At 74.1% G+C, this 18,317-nt stretch carries 13 protein-coding genes; 9 read left to right on the top strand and 4 right to left on the bottom strand.

Going from position 1 to position 18,317, the window contains the following annotated elements:
• Positions 1 to 12: 12 nt before the first annotated feature.
• Complete coding sequence (locus ACFZCF_RS06580; RefSeq protein ID WP_388436112.1) at positions 13 to 684, top strand: response regulator; 672 nt, start codon at positions 13 to 15, stop codon at positions 682 to 684.
• Positions 677 to 2,194, top strand: coding sequence for a sensor histidine kinase (locus ACFZCF_RS06575; RefSeq protein ID WP_388436108.1), 1,518 nt, complete (start codon positions 677 to 679; stop codon positions 2,192 to 2,194). Before ACFZCF_RS06580 ends, ACFZCF_RS06575 begins: the two co-directional genes overlap by 8 nt.
• Positions 2,195 to 2,268: 74 nt before the next feature.
• Here the strand turns inward: ACFZCF_RS06575 and ACFZCF_RS06570 are convergent, their stop codons facing one another.
• The 3 genes from ACFZCF_RS06570 to ACFZCF_RS06560 all read right to left on the bottom strand — a co-directional run bounded on the left by ACFZCF_RS06570 (position 2,269) and on the right by ACFZCF_RS06560 (position 8,643).
• Positions 2,269 to 4,302, bottom strand: coding sequence for a M4 family metallopeptidase (locus ACFZCF_RS06570; protein WP_391285047.1), 2,034 nt, complete (start codon positions 4,300 to 4,302; stop codon positions 2,269 to 2,271).
• Positions 4,303 to 4,996: 694 nt separating this feature from the next.
• A complete protein-coding gene (locus tag ACFZCF_RS06565; protein ID WP_391285045.1) occupies positions 4,997 to 6,853 on the bottom strand; it encodes an ATP-binding cassette domain-containing protein in 1,857 nt (618 codons plus the stop codon).
• Entirely contained in the window at positions 6,850 to 8,643 is a 1,794-nt protein-coding gene (locus ACFZCF_RS06560) for an ABC transporter transmembrane domain-containing protein (protein ID WP_391285043.1), read from the bottom strand. The genes ACFZCF_RS06565 and ACFZCF_RS06560 overlap by 4 nt, the downstream gene beginning before the upstream one ends.
• A gap of 144 nt (positions 8,644 to 8,787) precedes the next feature.
• Here ACFZCF_RS06560 and ACFZCF_RS06555 point away from each other — a divergent pair, with 144 nt between their 5' ends.
• Complete coding sequence (locus ACFZCF_RS06555; protein WP_391285040.1) at positions 8,788 to 10,035, top strand: hypothetical protein; 1,248 nt, start codon at positions 8,788 to 8,790, stop codon at positions 10,033 to 10,035.
• Between the two features lie 17 nt (positions 10,036 to 10,052).
• On the opposite strand, the gene glgX is transcribed toward ACFZCF_RS06555, so the two are convergent.
• The gene (gene glgX, locus ACFZCF_RS06550; protein ID WP_388436093.1) at positions 10,053 to 12,257 is read right to left on the bottom strand and encodes a glycogen debranching protein GlgX; all 2,205 of its coding nucleotides are present in this window, start codon (positions 12,255 to 12,257) and stop codon (positions 10,053 to 10,055) included.
• A 189-nt stretch (positions 12,258 to 12,446) separates the two neighbouring features.
• Between glgX and ACFZCF_RS06545 the strand changes: the two genes are divergently transcribed.
• From ACFZCF_RS06545 to ACFZCF_RS06520, 6 genes are all read left to right on the top strand, one after another.
• Entirely contained in the window at positions 12,447 to 13,664 is a 1,218-nt protein-coding gene (locus tag ACFZCF_RS06545) for an Ig-like domain-containing protein (RefSeq protein ID WP_388436090.1), read from the top strand.
• Between the two features lie 193 nt (positions 13,665 to 13,857).
• On the top strand, positions 13,858 to 15,102 hold the full coding sequence (locus ACFZCF_RS06540) for an Ig-like domain-containing protein (protein WP_388436088.1): 1,245 nt from the start codon (positions 13,858 to 13,860) through the stop codon (positions 15,100 to 15,102).
• Between the two features lie 87 nt (positions 15,103 to 15,189).
• Positions 15,190 to 15,957 (top strand): enoyl-CoA hydratase-related protein, encoded by a 768-nt coding sequence (locus ACFZCF_RS06535; protein WP_391285037.1) that lies wholly within the window; start codon positions 15,190 to 15,192, stop codon positions 15,955 to 15,957.
• A 114-nt stretch (positions 15,958 to 16,071) separates the two neighbouring features.
• Entirely contained in the window at positions 16,072 to 16,572 is a 501-nt protein-coding gene (locus ACFZCF_RS06530; RefSeq protein ID WP_388436082.1) for an ATP-binding protein, read from the top strand.
• Between the two features lie 459 nt (positions 16,573 to 17,031).
• Entirely contained in the window at positions 17,032 to 17,247 is a 216-nt protein-coding gene (locus tag ACFZCF_RS06525; RefSeq protein ID WP_169086627.1) for an EF-hand domain-containing protein, read from the top strand.
• Positions 17,248 to 17,333: 86 nt separating this feature from the next.
• Positions 17,334 to 18,251: a CopD family protein gene (locus tag ACFZCF_RS06520; protein ID WP_388436080.1), complete on the top strand. Its 918-nt coding sequence runs from the start codon at positions 17,334 to 17,336 to the stop codon at positions 18,249 to 18,251.
• The last annotated feature ends 66 nt before the right edge of the window (positions 18,252 to 18,317 follow it).

Genomic DNA, 18,317 nt, shown 5'->3' with positions numbered 1-18,317 from the left:
AGGCTGGACGGCATGATCAGGGTGCTGCTGGCCGACGACGAGACGATGATCCGCGCCGGGGTGCGGGCCATCCTCACCACCGACCCGGGGATCGAGGTGGTCGCCGAGGCGGGCGACGGACACGAGGCGGTGGAGCTGGCCCGGCTCCACCGGCCCGACGTCGCCCTCCTCGACATCCGGATGCCCCGGCTCGACGGCCTCGCCGCCGCCGACGCGCTCCGCCGCACCCTGCCGGGGACCGCGGTCGTCATGCTCACCACCTTCTCCGAGGACGACTACATCGCCCGGGCCCTCGGCACCGGCGTCGGCGGCTTCCTCCTGAAGTCCGGCGACCCGCGGGAGCTGATCGCCGGGGTCCGCGCGGTCGCCGCCGGCGGCGCCGCCCTCTCGCCGACCGTCGCCCGCCGGGTCATCGACACCCTCGGCGGCGAGCGGCTCACCCGCGCCGCCGCGGCCCGGGCCCGGCTCGCGCCGCTCACCGGCCGCGAGCGGGAGGTCGTCTCGCTGCTCGCGGCGGGCTGCTCCAACCAGGAGATCGCCGCCCGCATGCACGTGGTCGAGGGCACCGTGAAGGCCCACGTCAGCGCCGTCCTCGCCCGCCTCGGCCTGCGCAACCGGGTCCAGCTCGCGGTCCTCGCCCACGAAGCGGGACTCGCCGCCGACCCCGGGCCCTCCGGTGCCTGAGGTCTCGGCGGCGCGCCGGCGCCTCTTCGACCTGGCGCTGTGGCTGCTGCTCTCGCTCCCGGTGCTGCTGCGCTCCGACCCGAACGACGGCGGGTCCTGGTTCCAGGTCGCCGCCGGGGTCACCGTCCTCGGCGGCTGCGTCGCCGTCAGCCGCCGGTGGCCGCTGCTGCCGCTCGCGGTCACGGTCGCCGCCAGCCTGCCCGCCTCCCTGGAGCTGTTCACGCCCTCGTACAGCCTCGCCCTGGTCGCCTTCGGCTATCTCGCCGGGCGGCGGCAGGACCACACCCGCGGCTCGCTCTGGCTGTTCGGGGCGGTGGCCGCCGTGGGCCTGGTGCTCACCCGGTTCACCGGCACCTCCCTCGGCCCCTGGTTCACCCTGCTGCTCGCCCTGGCCCTGGCCGTCGTGGCGCCCTGGCTGATCGGCCGGTACGTCCGCCAGTACGACCGGCTGGTGCGCAGCGGCTGGGAGCTCGCCGACCGGATGGAGCGGGAGCAGGCGGCGGTCGCCGACCGGGAGCGGCTGCGGGAGCGGTCGCGGATCGCCGGGGACATGCACGACTCCCTCGGCCACGACCTGGCGCTGATCGCGGTGCGGGCGGGCGCCCTGGAGGTGGATCCGGGCCTCGGGCCCGAGCAGCAGCGGGCGGCGGGCGAGCTGCGGCGGGCGGCGGCGGAGGCGACCGAGCGGCTGCGGGACGTCGTCGGGGTGCTGCGGGAGGAGGGGGAGGGGGCGCCGACGACGCCGGCCGGGGAGACGGTCGGCGAGCTGGTGGACCGGGCCAGGGCCTCCGGGCTCGACGTGACCCTGCGCGGTGACGGCCCGGTGCCGGAGCCGCCGGGCATGGCGGGCATGGCGCTGCGCCGGGTGGTGCAGGAGGGGCTGACGAACGCGGCGAAGCACGCGCCGGGCGCCGCCGTCACCGTCGAACTGCGGGAGACCGCGGCGCGGGTGACGGTACGGGTGGCGAGCGGGCCGGGCGACGGGCCTGGGGAGCCGTCCTCCGGGGGCTTCGGGCTCGTCGGCCTGGACGAGCGGGTCCGGCTCGCGGGCGGCACCCTGACCCACGGCCCGGTGCGCGGCGGCGGCTTCGCGCTGACGGCGGTGCTGCCGCGGCGGGCGCCGGCCGCGGTGCCGGCCGCGCCGACCTCGGCCCGGGAGCTGGACCGGGCCCGCCGCCGGGTCCGGCAGGACCTGGTGCGGGCGATCTGGATCCCGCTGGCGCTGCTCGCGGCGTTGTCGGTGCTGACGGCGGGCGTGGCGCTGTGGTCGCAGTCCCGTTCGTACCTGGAGCCCGACAACTACGCGCGGCTGCTGGTCGGCCAGGCGTACGCGGAGCTGGTGGACGACCTGCCCGACCACGCTCTGGAGGCGCCGCCGGCGGGGCTGCCGCCGGAGCCGGCGGGCGCGGACGAGTGCCGGTACTACCGGGCGACGGTCTTCGCGGAGGTGCCGGTCTACCGGCTGTGCTTCACCGGCGGGCGGCTCGGCTCGCGGGACGAGCTGGGGTGAACGGGCGGACGCCCGGAGGGATGGGATCCCTCCGGGCGTCCGTCGTGTGTGTGCTCCGGGCCGTGCCTCCCGGGTTACGGGAAGGTCAGCTTGAAGCTGTTGATGTAGCCGGTGTCGGCGCCGGCCTTGTCCTGGACGCGGAGCTTCCAGGCACCGTTGGCGACCTCGGAGGAGGCGTTCACGGTGTAGGTCTGGACGATGTTGTCCGCGCTGCCGCCGGAGCGGTTGTGCAGGTTGTAGACCGAGCCGTCGGGGGCGACGAGGTCGACGACCAGGTCACCGATGTAGGTGTGGACGATGTTCACACCGACGGAGAGGTTGCTGGGGGCGTTGCCGGTGACGCCGGTGACGTTGACCGTCGAGGTGACCGCGGCGCCGGGGGAGTCCGGGATGGCGACGTCGGCCGTGTTCTCGAAGACCTTGCCGTCGGGCGGGGTGGTGCCGCCGGGGCGGGTGCCGACGTTGACGGCGGCCCAGGCGTGCTGGACGGCGAGGGCCTCGGGGCTGCCGGCCCCGTACAGCTCCTCGGCGGCCGCGACCGTGCCGGTGCGGGCGCCCGCGTAGTTGGTGGACGAGGTCCACTTCGTGGTGAGCGCCTTGAACCAGATCATCCGGGCCTTGTCGATGCCGATGCCGGTGACCGGGAGGCCGTCGGAGGTCGGCGAGTCGTACGTCACGCCGTTGACGGTCTTGACGCCGCTGCCCTCGGAGAGCAGGTAGAAGAAGTGGTTCGCCGGGCCCGAGGAGTAGTGGACGTCGATCGAGCCGATGCCCGAGTACCACGCGTCCTTGGACGAGCCGTCCTTGCTGGGCTTGTCCATGTAGCGGAGCGGGGTGCCGTTGCCGCGGATGTCGATCTTCTCGCCGACGAGGTAGTCGCCCTTGTCGTTGGGGTTGTTGGCGTAGAACTCGACGGCCGCCGCGAAGATGTCGGAGGTGGCCTCGTTGAGGCCGCCGGACTCGCCGCTGTAGACGAGCTTGGCGGTGACCGAGGTCAGGCCGTGGGTCATCTCGTGGGCGGCCACGTCGATGGACGTGAGCGGCTTGGCGTTGGCCGCGCCGTCGCCGTACGTCATGCAGAAGCAGGAGTCCTGCCAGAAGGCGTTGACGTACGCGTTGCCGTAGTGGACCCGGGAGTACGCGCCGACGCCGTCGCCGCGGATGCCGCTGCGGCCGTGCACGTTCTTGTAGTAGTCCCAGGTGAGCGCGGCGCCGTAGTGGGCGTCGGCGCCGGCCGTCTCCAGGTTGGACGGCGTGCCGTCGCCCCAGACGTCGTCCGAGCCGGAGAAGAGCGTCCCGGTGCCGGAGGTGCCGCGGTTGAGGTTGTACGTCTTGTGGTTGCCGCGGGTGGTGTCGGTCAGGGTGTACGACGGCGCGGTGCCGAGCGTCACCTGGCCGCTGTACTGGGTGTTGCCGGTGCCGGTGTGCACGGCCTGCCACTCGTACAGCTTGGCGCCGGACTTGGCGTCCGTGACGACGTGCAGCTCGTTCGGAGTGCCGTCGTGCTGGAGGCCGCCGACGACGGTCTCGTACGCCAGGACCGGGGAGCCGCTCTGCCCCATCCAGACGACCTTGCGCGGGGCGCGCTCGCTCTTGGTGGCCTTCGAGCCCTCGGCGGCGGCCAGGCCGACGGCCTGCTTCTCCGCGGCGGCGGGGGCGACGGTGGCCGACAGGTCGACGTTCTTCAGCTCCGCGCGGGAGGACTTGGCGACGCCGGTGGTGGCGCCCGCCTTGGACTCGGCCACGATCAGGTCGCCGCCGAGGACCGGGAGGCCCGCGTAGGTGCGCTCGTAGCGCGTGTGGGTGGTGCCGTCGCGGTCCTGGACTACGTCGCGGACGACGAGCTGCTCCTGGCTGCCGAGGCCCAGCTCCTTGGCCGTCTCGGCCTTGTCGGCGTCGGCGGCCTTGATCAGCGCGGTGCGCTGGGCGGGGGAGAGGTCGGCGGGGAGCTTGCCCGGGTTGACCTTCCCGAGGGCCGAAGCCGGGGCGGCGGTCGTGCCGGTGACGCCGGCGGAGGCGCTGCCGGCCTGGACGCCGACGGCGATCATGGCGGCGGCTGCGACGAGAGCGCCGGTCGCGGTGGCACGGCGGCTGGGCGTGGATCTCACGCGGACTCCTTTTGCGAGGGGGGTACCGGTCCGTTGGGTGGGCGGGCCGGGTGGTGCAAGCAGAGCGGTGACACACGAACGGGTGATGCGGCGAACGCGATTGCGAGGAACCTGGGAGAGAGTGGCAGCTACCGCCGGTACCTGTCAGGAGCGCGTCAACAACTTGGCCGGAAGTCGTCCGGTGCGCGTACGGTCACGTTCGTTAACCGGACGTTTCATCGATCTTGGGTGAAGCGGCACACCCCGTTCGGCGTGCGGGAACGCCGCGCGGGCCGCCCGGCGTTCGGTCGGCGCGCCGTTACCCGTCCCGCCCTTCGGACACGAGACGGCTTTACCGGCGCGATGGCCGAAACATTTCGGCGGGAACAGGACCCTCCGCGTCCGCGCCCCGGGCCGTCCGGCGAGAACGGTCGCGCGGCACGCCCGGTCGCGGTCCGCACCGCCGGGCGCCCGCCCGAACGCGGTCCCTGTCGCCGGGCGCGTACCCGGTCGGGGTCCGTGCCGCTGGGTGCTGGGCGCGCCCGGACCTGGTCCGCACCGCCGGGCGCCCGCCCGAACGCGGTCGGGCCCCCGGCCCCGTCGCCCCCGTACGCGTGCCCGGCACCCCGTCGCCCTGCACGCGCCGCGGCCCCTCGCCCCGTACGCGTGCCCCGCCAGGGCGCCCCGTACGCCCTCCGGGGGCCCCACCCCGCCGTCAGCCCGCCAGCGAGTCCCGCCAGGCGCGGTGGAGGCCCGCGTAGCGGCCCTCGCCGCCGACGAGTTCGGCCGGAGCGCCGTCCTCGACGATCCGGCCCGCCTCCATCACCAGGACCCGGTCCGCGACCTCCACCGTGGACAGGCGGTGGGCGATGACCACCGCCGTGCGGCCCGCCAGGACCGTGTCCATCGCGTGCTGCACCGCCCGCTCGCCCGGCACGTCCAGGGAGCTCGTCGCCTCGTCCAGGATGAGCACCGCCGGATCCGCCAGGAGCGCCCGCGCGAAGGCCACCAGCTGGCGCTGACCGGCCGAGATGCGGCCGCCCCGCTTCCGTACGTCGGTGTCGTAGCCGTCCGGCAGGCCGGCGATGAACTCGTGCGCGCCGATCGCCTTCGCCGCCCGCTCGATCTCCTCCCGGGACGCGTCCGGGCGTCCGATCGCGATGTTCTCCGCGACCGTGCCGGAGAAGAGGAACGCCTCCTGCGTCACCATCACCACCCCCCGCCGCAGTTCGGGCGTCGACAGCTCGCGCAGGTCCACGCCGTCGAGCAGGACCCGGCCCTCCGTCGGGTCGTAGAAGCGGGCGAGCAGCTTCGCCAGCGTCGACTTGCCCGCGCCGGTCGCGCCGACCACCGCCACCGTCTGCCCGGCCGGGATCCGCAGGGAGAAGCGGGGCAGCACCTCGCCGCCCGTCCGGTAGGCGAACCGCACCCCGTCGAAGACGACCTCCCGGCCCGGCGCCGCCCCCGCCCGGGCCGGCAGCTCGCGCGGGGCCTCCGCCTCCGGCACGCCCGGCTCCTGCGCGAGCAGCCCCGCGATCTTCGTGAGCGAAGCGGCCGCCGACTCGTACGAGTTGAGGAACATCCCGAGCCGGTCGATCGGGTCGTACAGCCGCCGCACGTACAGCACCGCCGCCGCGAGCACGCCCAGCTCCAGGGAACCCTCCGCGACCCGGTAGGCGCCCCACAGGCACATTCCGGCCACCGCTGTGTTCGCCACGAGGCGCGAGCCCACCACATAGCGGGCCATCTCCAGGAGCGCGTCCCCGTTGCTCCGCTCGTGCCGGCGGTTCAGCCCCGCGAACTCCGCGTCGTTCACCCGCTCCCGGCGGAAGGCCCGCACCGGCCGGATGCCGTTCATCGTCTCCGCGAACTTCACGATCACCCCGGCGATCGCCGTCGACCGCTCCGCGTACACCGCGCCCGCCCGCCGCCGGTAGCTCCGCACCAGCAGGTACAGCGGCCCGAACGAGGCCACCGCCACCGCGCCGATCCCCAGGTCCAGCCAGAGCAGCACCAGCGAGATCGACACGAACGACAGCACCACCCCGACCAGTTCCTGCAGCCCCTCCGACAGCAGCTCCCGCAGCGACTCCACGTCCGTCGTCGACCGCGAGATCAGCCGCCCCGAGGTGTACCGCTCGTGGAAGTCCACGCTCAGCACCTGCGCGTGCCGGAAGATCCGGCCCCGCAGGTCGAGCAGCACGTCCTGGTTGATCCGCGCCGCGCCCCGCACGAAGCCGTACTGGAGCGCCCCCGCGCCCACCGCGCACAGCAGGTAGCCGACCGCCACCGCGACCAGCGGCCCGTGGTCACCGGCCCGGAAGGCCGGCACGCCCCGGTCGATCGCGTACGCCACGAGCAGCGGGCCCGCCTGCACCGCGGCCTCCTTCACCAGCAGCACCAGCGCCGCCACCGCCACCCGGAACCGGTGCCCGGCCAGCAGCGAGCGCAGCAGCGCCCCGGTCGCCCCGCGCGGAGCCGGCAGGTCGTCCCGGTCGAACGGGTCGCCCGGACCGGACGCCTCCGCCCGCTCCTCCTCGTCGTCCGGGCGCGCGAGCGTGGTCTCCGTCATCGTTCCCCGTCCCCCTCGCCGGCCATCAGCCACGCGTACTCGCCGCTGCTCCGCAGCAGTTCCTGATGGGTGCCGACCGCCGCGACCCGCCCGCCCGAGAGCAGCGCCACCCGGTCGGCCAGCATCACCGTCGACGGCCGGTGCGCCACGACCAGCGCCGTCGTCTCCTTCAGCACCTCGCGCAGGGCCGCCTCCACCCGCGCCTCCGTGTGCACGTCGAGCGCCGACAGGGGATCGTCCAGGACCAGGAAGCGCGGCCGGCCGACCACCGCCCGGGCCAGCGCGAGCCGCTGCCGCTGCCCGCCCGACAGGCTCAGCCCCTGCTCGCCGACCTGCGTCGCGGTGCCCTCCGGCAGCCGGTCCACGAAGCCCTCCGCCTGCGCGATCCCGAGGGCGCGCCGCAGCTCCGGACCGCCGGCGTCCGGACCCGCGCCCATCAGCACGTTCTCCCCGACGCTCGCCGAGAACAGCGTCGGCTCCTCGAAGGCCACCGACACCAGCGACCGCAGCCGCTCCCGGTCCATCAGGGCGATGTCCTCGCCGTCCAGCAGGATCCGTCCGCCGGTCGCCTCGTGCAGCCGCGGGACGAGCGCGGTGAGCGTGGTCTTGCCGGAACCCGTGGCGCCGACCAGGGCGAGGGTCTCCCCGGGCCGGATGTGCAGGTCGATGCCGTCCAGGACCGGCGGCGTCCCCTCCGGGGCGTCCGGGTACCGGAACGAGACCCCTTCGAAGCGCACGCCGTCCGGGCCCGCGCCCGCGCGCCCGCCGCCCGCCGCCGTGTCCGGCTCCACCTCCGCGTCCATCACCTCGAAGTACCGCTCGGTGGCCGTCGCCGCCTCCTGGCTCATCGCGAGCAGGAAGCCGATCGACTCCACCGGCCAGCGCAGCGCGAGCGCCGTCGACAGGAAGGCGACGAGCGTGCCCGCCGACAGGTCGCCGTCCGCGACCTCGACCGTGCCGAGGACCAGCGTCGCCCCGATCGCCAGCTCCGGCAGGATCGTGATGAGCGCCCAGATCAGCGCGAGCAGCCGCGCCTTGGCCAGCTCGGTGGAGCGCAGCAGCCGGGCGAGCCGGCGGAAGGACTCCGCCTGGCTGCGGTGCCGGCCGAAGCCCTTGACGACGCGGATGCCGAGGACGCTCTCCTCGACGACCGTTGTCAGATCGCCGACCTGGTCCTGGGCGCGGCGCGTGACGACCGCGTACCGGCTCTCGAAGAACGAGCAGAGGACCACCACCGGCACCACGGGCGTCAGCAGCACCAGGCCGAGCGACCAGTCCTGCGCGAGCAGCAGGGCGCAACCGGCCAGCAGCGTCACCCCGTTCACCACGAGGAAGGTCAGCGGGAAGGCGAGGAACATCCGGACCAGCATCAGGTCCGTCGTCCCGCGCGAGAGCAGCTGGCCGGACGCCCACCGGTCGTGGAAGGCGATCGGCAGCCGCTGGAGCCGCCCGTACAGGTCCTCCCGCATCCGCGCCTCCACCGAGGACAGCGGGCGGGCCACCAGCCACCGCCGCAGCCCGAAGAGACCGGCCTCCGCGAAGCCGAGCAGCAGCAGGTACAGCGCCCCCAGCCACACTCCGCCCGGGTCCCGGTCCGAGACCGGCCCGTCCACCAGCCACTTCAGGACCAGGGGGATGACGAGCGACAGACAGGAGGCGACGATCGCGACGGCGGCGGCGCTGAAGAACCGCCCGCGCACGGGCCGGACGTACGGCCAGAGCCGCAGCAGGACCCGCACCGCCGATCGGTCGGCGGGGCGGTCCTCGGGGGTGGCAGGTTTCTCGGGCATCAGGCCCGACCCTACGGTTCACCACTGACACCCCTCACCCGATTTTCAGCCCCGGCCCCCCTCGGCCCCCTCCGCCGCCGCGGCGCCGTCGCCGCCTCCGTAGGATCCCTGCCCTGTGCACGTATCAGGGGTGGGAGAGACACGATGAGGGCACGTCAGAGATTCCGCGCGGCGGTCGTCGCGCTGCCGTTGCTGCTGGCCGTCGCCGGCTGCGAGAGCGGCGCGGAGAAGGCCGACGGCCCCCGGGACAAGGCCCCGACCGCGACCGCGACCGCCTCCCCGACCCGGCTGCCCGTCTTCGAGATGCCTCCGCGGCGGCAGCCCGCCGCCGCGGGCGAGGTGCTCGCGGACATCGGGACGGCCCGCTTCACCCAGACCGTCACCTACCGGACCTCCGGCGGAAGCGCCGTGGAGCGGACGGCCGGCGTCCTCGACTGGGGGAAGGAGGCCGCCCGCGTGGAGCGGACCCGCCGCGTGCCGGCCGGTTTCTCGGCGTCCGTCGCGGACGACCTGGACTTCACGCCCGGCCGGACCGAGCGGCACGAGTACGCGGTCGAGGGCAACGAGATCGCGTACCGCCAGGAGAGCGGGGTCTGGCTGCGGTACGCCGCCTCCGACCCCAAGGAGTTCGCCGACGCCGCCGGGGGCGTCCTCGGCCTGGCCGGCGACGCGGCCCCGTGGGGAGGCACCCTCGCGGAGGTCCTGAAGGTCTCCTCCGCCGTCGACTCCGAGACGCTGCCCGGCGGTGGGCGCCGGTACCGCGCGCACGTCGACGACCTGACGGCGCGGAGCGCGCTGCCGCCCGCCGTCGCCGGACACGTGGAGGGGCGCGGCCCCGCGCAGACGGTCGTCGTCGAGCTCGACCGGCGGGGCCGGCTGGTCCGCGCCGAGGCCGACTTCGGGAAGCTCCTCGCGCACCTGCACGACGAGGGGACGCTGCGCCGGCTGACCGGCCTCCGCGTCGAACTCGCCCTCACCGGTCACGGCGCCCCGGTCACGGCCCTCGTCCCGGCCACCCAGCGTTCCGAGACCGCGAGGACGGTGCTCACCGCGATGACCGGGGTCGAGCCGGGCGCCTGCGCGTCCACCGACACCGGCCTCGACCACACCGGCCTCGTCCGCGTCGTCCCCTGCCGCGGCGCCGACCTGCGGGTCTTCGCCCAGCAGCGGATCGACGAGACCGTCCGCGACGCGGACCCCGAGGGCGTCGGGGACCGGCTCGCCGTCGAGCGGTGCCGTACCGCCTTCCGGAAGGCCCCCGCCGCGTGGAAGGCCGGCGCCCGGCCCGCCGACACGTTCTGGACCAGCGGCCACGAGAGCATCAGCTTCGTGTACACCGGGCCCGACGCCCACGCCCGCGGCGACTTCACCTGTTACGTCGCGCTCCGCTGACCCCGTCGCCCGCGGGTCTACCCCGCCACCCGCAGCAGCACCACCGACCGCCCCTCCACCCGGAGCACCGCGCCGCCCGGGTGGAGGGTGCCCGGGGGTGCGGTCTGGTCGTCCAGGGAGGTGTCGAGGACGCGTTCGTAGGTCTGGGCCCAGGGCGGGCCGGGGAGGCGGAAGTCCAGGGGGTCGGGGCCCGCGTGGAGGACGGCGAGGAAGCTGTCGTCGAGGACCTGCTCGCCCCGCTCGTCGCGGCCCGGTATGTCGCGGCCCGACAGGTAGAGGGCGAGCGTCGCCGAGGGCGCGTACCAGTCCCGTTCGGTCATCTCCCGGCCGTCGGGGCCGAACCACGCGAGGTCCCGCAGCCCGTCCGCGCCCTGCGGCCGGCCGGAGAAGAAGGCGCGGCGGCGCAGCACCGGGTGGCGGTGGCGGAGGGCCAGCAACCGCCGGGTGAGGGCGAGGAGCTGGGCGCGGCCGGGGTCGTCCGGCAGCGACCAGTCGAGCCAGCTGGTCTCGTTGTCCTGGCAGTAGGCGTTGTTGTTGCCGCCCTGGGTGCGGCCCATCTCGTCGCCGGCGACCAGCATCGGCACGCCGGTGGAGAGCAGCAGCGTGGTGAGCAGGTTGCGGAGCTGGCGCAGCCGGAGGGCGCCGATGGCGGGGTCGTCGGTCTCGCCCTCCGCGCCGCAGTTCCAGGAGCGGTTGTCGTGGGTGCCGTCGCGGTTGCCCTCGCCGTTGGCCTCGTTGTGCTTGCGCTCGTAGGTGACGAGGTCGCGGAGCGTGAAGCCGTCGTGGGCGGTGACGAAGTTGACGGAGGCGTAGGGGCGGCGGCCGCCCCAGGCGTACAGGTCGCTGGAGCCGGAGAGCCGGTAGCCGAGGTCCCGGACGTCGGGCAGCGCGCCGCGCCAGAAGTCCCGTACGGCGTCCCGGTAGCGGTCGTTCCACTCGGTCCACAGCGGCGGGAAGGCGCCGACCTGGTAGCCGCCGTTGCCGACGTCCCAGGGTTCGGCGATGAGCTTGACCCGGCGGAGCACCGGGTCCTGGGCGATGACGGCGAGGAACGGCGAGAGCATGTCGACGTCGTGCATCGAGCGGGCGAGCGCGGCCGCCAGGTCGAAGCGGAAGCCGTCGACGCCCATCTCGGTGACCCAGTACCGCAGGGAGTCGGTGATGAGCCGCAGCACCTGCGGCTGGACGACGTGGAGCGTGTTGCCGCAGCCGGTGTAGTCGGCGTACCTCCGCGCGTCGGACTGGAGCCGGTAGTAGCCGCGGTTGTCGATGCCCTTCAGCGACAGCGTGGGGCCGAGCTCGCCGGCCTCCGCCGTGTGGTTGTAGACGACGTCGAGGATCACCTCGATGCCCGCCGCGTGCAGCGCCCGCACCATCCGCTTGAATTCGCCGACCTGCTGGCCGGTGGTGCCGGACGAGGAGTAGCCGGCGTGCGGGGCGAAGTAGCCGATCGAGTTGTAGCCCCAGTAGTTGGTGAGGCCGCGCCGCAGCAGGTGGTCCTCGTGGGCGAACTGGTGCACCGGCAGGAGCTCGACCGCCGTCACGCCGAGCCGGACGAGGTGGTCGATCGCGGCCGGGTGGGCGAGCCCCGCGTAGGTGCCGCGCAGCCGCTCGGGGATGCCGGGGTGCCGGGCGGTGAAGCCCTTGACGTGGAGTTCGTAGATGACGGAGTCCTGCCAGGGCGTCTTGGGCCTGCGGTCGTCGGACCAGTCGTCGTCGTCCCGCACGACGACCCCCTTGGGCACGTGCGGGGCGGAGTCCCGCTCGTCGCGGACGGTGTCGGCGACGTGCTGCTGGGGCCAGTCCCTGACGTGCCCGTACGCCTCCGGGGGCAGCGCCGCGAAGTCGCCGTCGACGGCCCGCGCGTACGGGTCGAGGAGCAGCTTCGCCGGGTTCCAGCGGGCGCCGGTCCACGGGTCCCAGCGGCCGTGCACCCGGTAGCCGTACCGCTGCCCGGGGCCGACGCCCGGGACGAAGCCGTGCCAGATCTCGTGGGTGAGTTCGGTCAGCGGCAGCCGGGTCTCGGTGCCGTCGGGCGCGAAGAGGCAGAGCTCCACGGCCTCCGCCCCGCCCGCCCAGAGCGCGAAGTTGGTGCCCCGGGTCCCGTCGGGGCCGGTCCGGCAGCGGGCCCCGAGCGGGGTGGGCGTCCCCGGCCACACCGGGGGCGCGGTCCGTCCCGGGGCATGCTCCGGTACCGCCTGCTGTTCGGCTGCGCTCGACACCGCCCTGGCCTCCCGCGGCTCCGGCGGGGCCCGCGTGACGGGGCGAGGGCGTCCCGGCCCCTGCCCCGCGCGTCCTCCCGCACCCTCGTGTGCTCCCGGTCGTACTCCCCTGTTCTTCCCGCGCCGGGGTCCCCCCAACATGGCCCGCACGGACGTTTCCCCTGGAGGGGGGTCGTCGTTGGGCCACGCGTGACACGTGTATGGGAACGGGCCGGGCAATTCCTCGCGGTGGCGGGGCTCCTGGTGGGCCTCGCCGGCTGCACCGGATCGGACGGGGGAGGGGGCCTCGGCCTGGACCTCCCGGGCAAGGCGAGGGCCCCCGGCGACGTGATCCGGGTGAGCCCGGAGGACGGCAGCCGGGCGGTCGCCGCGGACGGGCCCCTGGAGGTGCGGGTGGACAGCGGGCGACTCGAACGGGTGAGCGTGACCCAGGTGGCGGACGGCCGCCGGGCCGCCGTGCCCGGGGCGATCGCGGCCGACGGGCTGCGCTGGCGGCCCGCCGACGGCACCCGGCTCGCGCTCGCCGCGAAGTACAGCGTGGACGCGGTGGCGCTCGACGCCCACGGGCGCCGCTCGGCCCGGCACACCACCTTCACCACGGTGGTGCCGGAGAGCCGCTTCATCGGCTACTTCACTCCGGAGAACCGTTCCACGGTCGGCGCCGGCATGATCGTCTCCTTCGGCTTCAACCGGCCGGTCGAGAACCGCGCCGAGGTGGAACGGGCCATCCGGGTCACCGCCGACCCACCGGTGGAGGTCGTGGGCCACTGGTTCGGCAAGGAGCGGCTCGACTTCCGCCCGGCCGCGTACTGGGCGGCCGGCACGAAGGTGACGGTCGAACTCGGCCTGCGGGACGTGGAGGGCGCCCCCGGCGTGTACGGCATCCAGCGCAAGACGGTCGGCTTCACCGTCGGCCGCTCCCAGGTCTCCCTGGTCGACGCCGCCGCCCACACCATGGAGGTGCGCCGGGACGGGCGGCTGCTCGCCACCCTGCCGATCACCGCGGGCGCCCCGAAGACCACCACGTACAACGGGAAGATGGTGGTGACCGAGCTGTACGACGTGACGCGGATGAACGGCGCCACGGTCGGCTTCGGCGGCGAGTACGACATCAAGGACGTGCCGCACGCCATGCGGCTCACCGAGTCGGGCACCTTCATCCACGGCAACTACTGGGCCGACGCGTCCACTTTCGGCTCGGCCAACGTGAGCCACGGCTGCGTGGGGCTGCGGGACGTGAAGGGCGGCGGCGCCGACACCCCGGCGGGCTGGTTCTTCGACCGGAGCCTCGTCGGCGACGTCGTCGAGGTGGTCAACTCCCGGGACCGCGCGGTCGCCCCGGACAACGGCCTGGGCGGCTGGAACATGGACTGGGAGGAGTGGCGGAAGGGCTCCGCGCTCCGCTGAACCGCCCCCGGCCGCCGGGCCGGACGCGAGCCGCTCCCCGCCCGCCTCCGGCCTCGTCCCGACTGGAACTGAACGGTGACATTCACGTGGAACTTTCGTGTCTTCCGGTGTGATTATCTAACGCCGTGCGCGGGACGTGCGTACAGGGGGTGGGGCCCGGCCGGCGGCCGGGTCGTGCGAGGGGAGAACCAGAGTGAACGGGCAGCCGATATCGGGGACGCCGGCACGGCGGCGGGGCGTCCGGCTCGGAGCGCTGGCCGCGGGGGCGCTGATGGTGGTCCTCACCGCCTGCGGCGGCGGGGAGCAGGCCGGGTCCGGCGCGGGCGCGGGCGGCAAGGGCGCCGGTCAGGGGAGCACCGCCCCCGACAACGCCGCCTCCCAGGCGGTCGTCACCGTCCTGCCGAAGGACGGCGCCGACGCGGTCGCCACCAGCGGGGCCCTCAAGGTCACCGCGGCGCAGGGCAAGCTGACCACCGTGACCGTCGCCGACTCCAAGGGCGCCGCGGTCGAGGGGAAGATCTCGGCGGACGGCGCGAGCTGGGAGCCGCTGGCCCACCTGTCGGCCGGGACCCAGTACAAGGTCCACGCGATCGCGAAGGACGCCGAGGGCCGGGAGTCCGCGAAGGACACCACCTTCACCACGCTGACCCCGAAGAACACCTTCATCGGCCACTACACGCCGGAGGCCGGGACGACCGTCGGCGTCGGCATGCCGGTCTCCGTCAACTTCACCCGGGGCATCACCGACCCGGAGGCCGTGGAGAAGGCCATCAAGGTGACGGCCGAGCCGGCCGTCGAGATCGAGGGCCACTGGTTCGGCAACGACCGCCTCGACTTCCGCCCCGAGCAGTACTGGAAGGCGGGGACGAAGGTCACCGTCGAGCTGAACCTGGACGGCGTCGAGGGCCGCCCGGGCGTCTACGGCAAGCAGAAGAAGACGTACTCCTTCACCATCGGCCGCCGACAGGTCTCCACGGTCGACGCGAGCGCCAAGACGATGAAGGTCGAGCGCGACGGGAAGATCATCAAGACCCTCCCGATCACCGCGGGCGCCCCGTCCACGACCACGTACAACGGCCAGATGGTCATCAGCGAGAAGTACAAGGTGACCCGCATGAACGGGGCCACCGTCGGCTTCGGCGGCGAGTACGACATCAAGGATGTGCCGCACGCCATGCGGCTGTCCACCTCCGGCACCTTCGTGCACGGCAACTACTGGGCCCCGAAGTCCACCTTCGGCTCCCAGAACGTCAGCCACGGCTGCGTCGGCCTCTCGGACACCCGGGGCGCGGGCGACAGCTCCACCCCGGCCGCCTGGTTCTTCGACCGTTCGATCATCGGTGACGTCGTCATCGTGAAGAACTCCAAGGACAAGCAGATCAAGCCGGAGAACGGCCTGAACGGCTGGAACATGTCGTGGGCGGAGTGGACCGCCTGATCCGCGCGTGACCCGGGGCCCGGTGCCGTCGCTCTGTGAGCAACGGCACCGGGCCCCGCGCCGTTAACGGCCACTAACCTTCACCCCATGACTGTGAACCTCGAAGTCGCCGACGGCGTCGGCACGATCCGCCTCGACCGCCCGCCGATGAACGCGCTGGACATCGCCACCCAGGACCGGCTGCGCGAGCTGGCCCAGGAGGCCACCGACCGCGACGACGTGCGGGCCGTGGTCCTCTACGGCGGCGAGAAGGTCTTCGCGGCCGGCGCGGACATCAAGGAGATGCAGGTCATGGACCACGTGGCCATGGTCGAGCGGTCGCGCGCCCTCCAGGACTCCTTCACCGCCGTCGCCCGCATCCCCAAGCCGGTCGTCGCCGCCGTCACCGGCTACGCCCTCGGCGGCGGCTGCGAGCTCGCGCTCTGCGCCGACTACCGGATCGCCGCCGACAACGCCAAGCTCGGGCAGCCCGAGATCCTGCTCGGCCTGATCCCCGGCGCCGGCGGCACCCAGCGGCTGTCCCGGCTCGTCGGCCCCTCCAAGGCCAAGGACCTCATCTTCACCGGCCGGATGGTGAAGGCGGACGAGGCCCTCACGCTCGGTCTGGTCGACCGGGTCGTCCCGGCCGTCGAGGTGTACGAGCAGGCGCACGCCTGGGCCGCGAAGCTCGCCCAGGGCCCGGCGGTGGCGCTGCGCGCCGCCAAGGAGGCGATCGACCAGGGCCTGGAGGCCGACATCGACACCGGCCTCGCCCTCGAAAGGACCTGGTTCTCCGCGCTGTTCGCCACCGCCGACCGCGAGACCGGCATGCGCAGCTTCGTCGAAGAGGGCCCGGGCAAGGCGAAGTTCGCCTGACCGCCGCCGGACGGCCCGTCAGCCGACGGACCGTCACGGCGACATGCCGTCCCGCGGGGGCCATTCCACCGGAACGGCCCCCGCGGGCCGTCTCCTGCGGCCATCATGGAGCACATGGCGGGCCTGGAGAGCAGGGAACAACCACGGCAGGGCGGCGTGCCCGCCGCCCGGTGGACACCGACCCTGGAGGACGAAGAGGCCCTCGCGGCGATGGACCGGTACGGCAATCCCGCGGAGACCGACGTGCGGATGCCGTCGCTCCCGGAGTCGGCGAGGATCGCCCGCCGCATGACCCGGTACGTGGTGCTCCGCCAGTGGGGGCTCGGCCCGAACCTCGCCGAGCACGCCGTCCTGCTGGTCTCCGAGCTCGTCGGCAACGCGGTCCGGCACACCGGCGCCCGGGTCTTCGTGCTGCGCGCCCAGCGCCGCCCCGGCCGGATCCGGATCGAGGTGCGCGACCCCTCGCGCGGGCTGCCCTGCCTCATGCCGGTGGCCGAGCTCGACGTCAGCGGCCGGGGCCTCTTCCTCGTCGACAAGCTCTCCGACCGCTGGGGCGCGGACCTCGGGCCGCGCGGCAAGACGACCTGGTTCGAGATGCGGGTCACCGACCGCTGACGGGCCCCGGACGCACGAAAGCCCCCGTGCGCCGTGGTGGGGCCGCGTGGGGGCTTCCGTGTGATGCGCCGTGGACGGGGGGGTGTATCCACGGCCGCAGAGGCGACCTTGCCCGGGTCAATGGGGGTCGTGTCACCGACTATGACAGACGGCAGGCCACACCGCCAAACGTCCATATAGCCACCAAGAGGGACATATAGTGACGTTTTAATAGTGAATCGTTGGTGACATGCGGCACGCGCCTTGCAAACCATGAATGACTATGCGGTTCATTGATTGTTTCTCTCGATCATCCACATAGTGGACGCCCCGCCGCCCGGTCCCGCGTCCCGCTCGTCCGGCCGCGCGCCGCGGCCTCGGGGACGCGGGTCGCGCCCGTGCTCGTACCGCCCTCATCGGACACCGCGCGGCCAGCTAATCTGACCCCCGTCATAACAGCACCGAGAAGGGGCGGAAGCAGTGGCGGACATCGAGTCGGCACGGACGGCATTCAACCGGTACGACGTGGACGGGGACGGCTTCATCACCGCCGCGGAGTACAAGAGCGTCATGGCCCAGCTGGGCGACTTCAACGTCACCGAGACGGTGGCCGAGGCCCTCATCAAGCAGCGCGACGACAACGGCGACGGGCAGCTGTCGTGGGACGAGTTCTGGGCCCACCTCAACAAGGCCTGACCCCGGCCCCGGCCGGCGACGGGACCGGGACGGGGCGGTGTCCACCCTGAGTTGCCGCCCCTCCCGGGCTCGGTGACGATCGTCCGGTGACGCTTCCCGGACCCTTCGGCACCCCCAGCCGCCGAGGCGCGGTGGCCCTCGCCGCCGCCGTCCTCGGCGTCCTCGCCGTCGCCGTCCTCGGCGCGGGCCTCGCCCGCGCCGGCACCGGCGAACTGCGCATACCCGCGGCCGGAACCACCACCCTGCTCCGGCTCCTCCTGCTGACCGGCCTCGCCGTCGCCGTCGGCGAACTCGCCGGCCGCCGACTCGCGGGCCAGGGGGTCCTGCCGCGCCCCCTCGCCGTCCCCGGCGCCCTCCTCGCCGCCGGCGCCGCCGCCGGCCTCCTGCTGCTCCTCGCCGCCGTCAGCGGCCTCGACCTCCCCGTCGTCTACGGGCTCCGCGAGGGCCGGCTGCTGCTCCTCACCGCCAACGCCTGCCTCCTGGCCGCCGTCTGCGCCGCCTCCCGTCGCCCCGGCCTCGCCGCCCTCCCGCTCGCCGCCGCGATCGTCGCCGAGGCGCTGCGCGCCCACCCCGAGACCGCCGGCTTCGGCGTCGGCACCGCCCTCACCGTCGTCCACCTGACCGCCGCATCGCTCTGGACCGGGACCCTGCTGTACGTCCTGCGGGTCCTGCGGCCGCGCGGCGAGGGCGGCCGCGCGGTGCTCCTGCGGTACGCCCGGATGGCCGCCTGCGTCTACGCGGCCCTAGCCGTCACCGGCACCGTCTCCACCCTGCGCCGCCTGCCCGCCGAGGCGGTGTTCGCCACCGCCTACGGCCGGGTCCTGCTGGTGAAGCTCGCCCTCTTCGGCGGCGCCAGCCTGCTCGCCCTCGCGGCCCGCGCGCGGCTGCGCTCCGGCGCCGACGCGGTCCCTCCGGCCCGCGTGGAACTCGCCGTCCTCGCCGTGATCGTGGCCCTCTCCGCCCTCCTCACGGTGGTTCCGGACCCGCACTGGCTGCGGCTCTGACGCCGGGCCCGAAGCGGCGAGAACCGGCCGTTCTCAGCGTTTTCGGACATCCATCCGAGGATTGGC

It is taken from the genome of Streptomyces sp. NPDC007945 (genome assembly GCF_042958885.1).
Lineage (GTDB): Bacteria > Actinomycetota > Actinomycetes > Streptomycetales > Streptomycetaceae > Streptomyces.
Note: the sequence above shows the minus strand (reverse complement) of the source record. Positions and strands in the feature narration are given on the sequence as shown.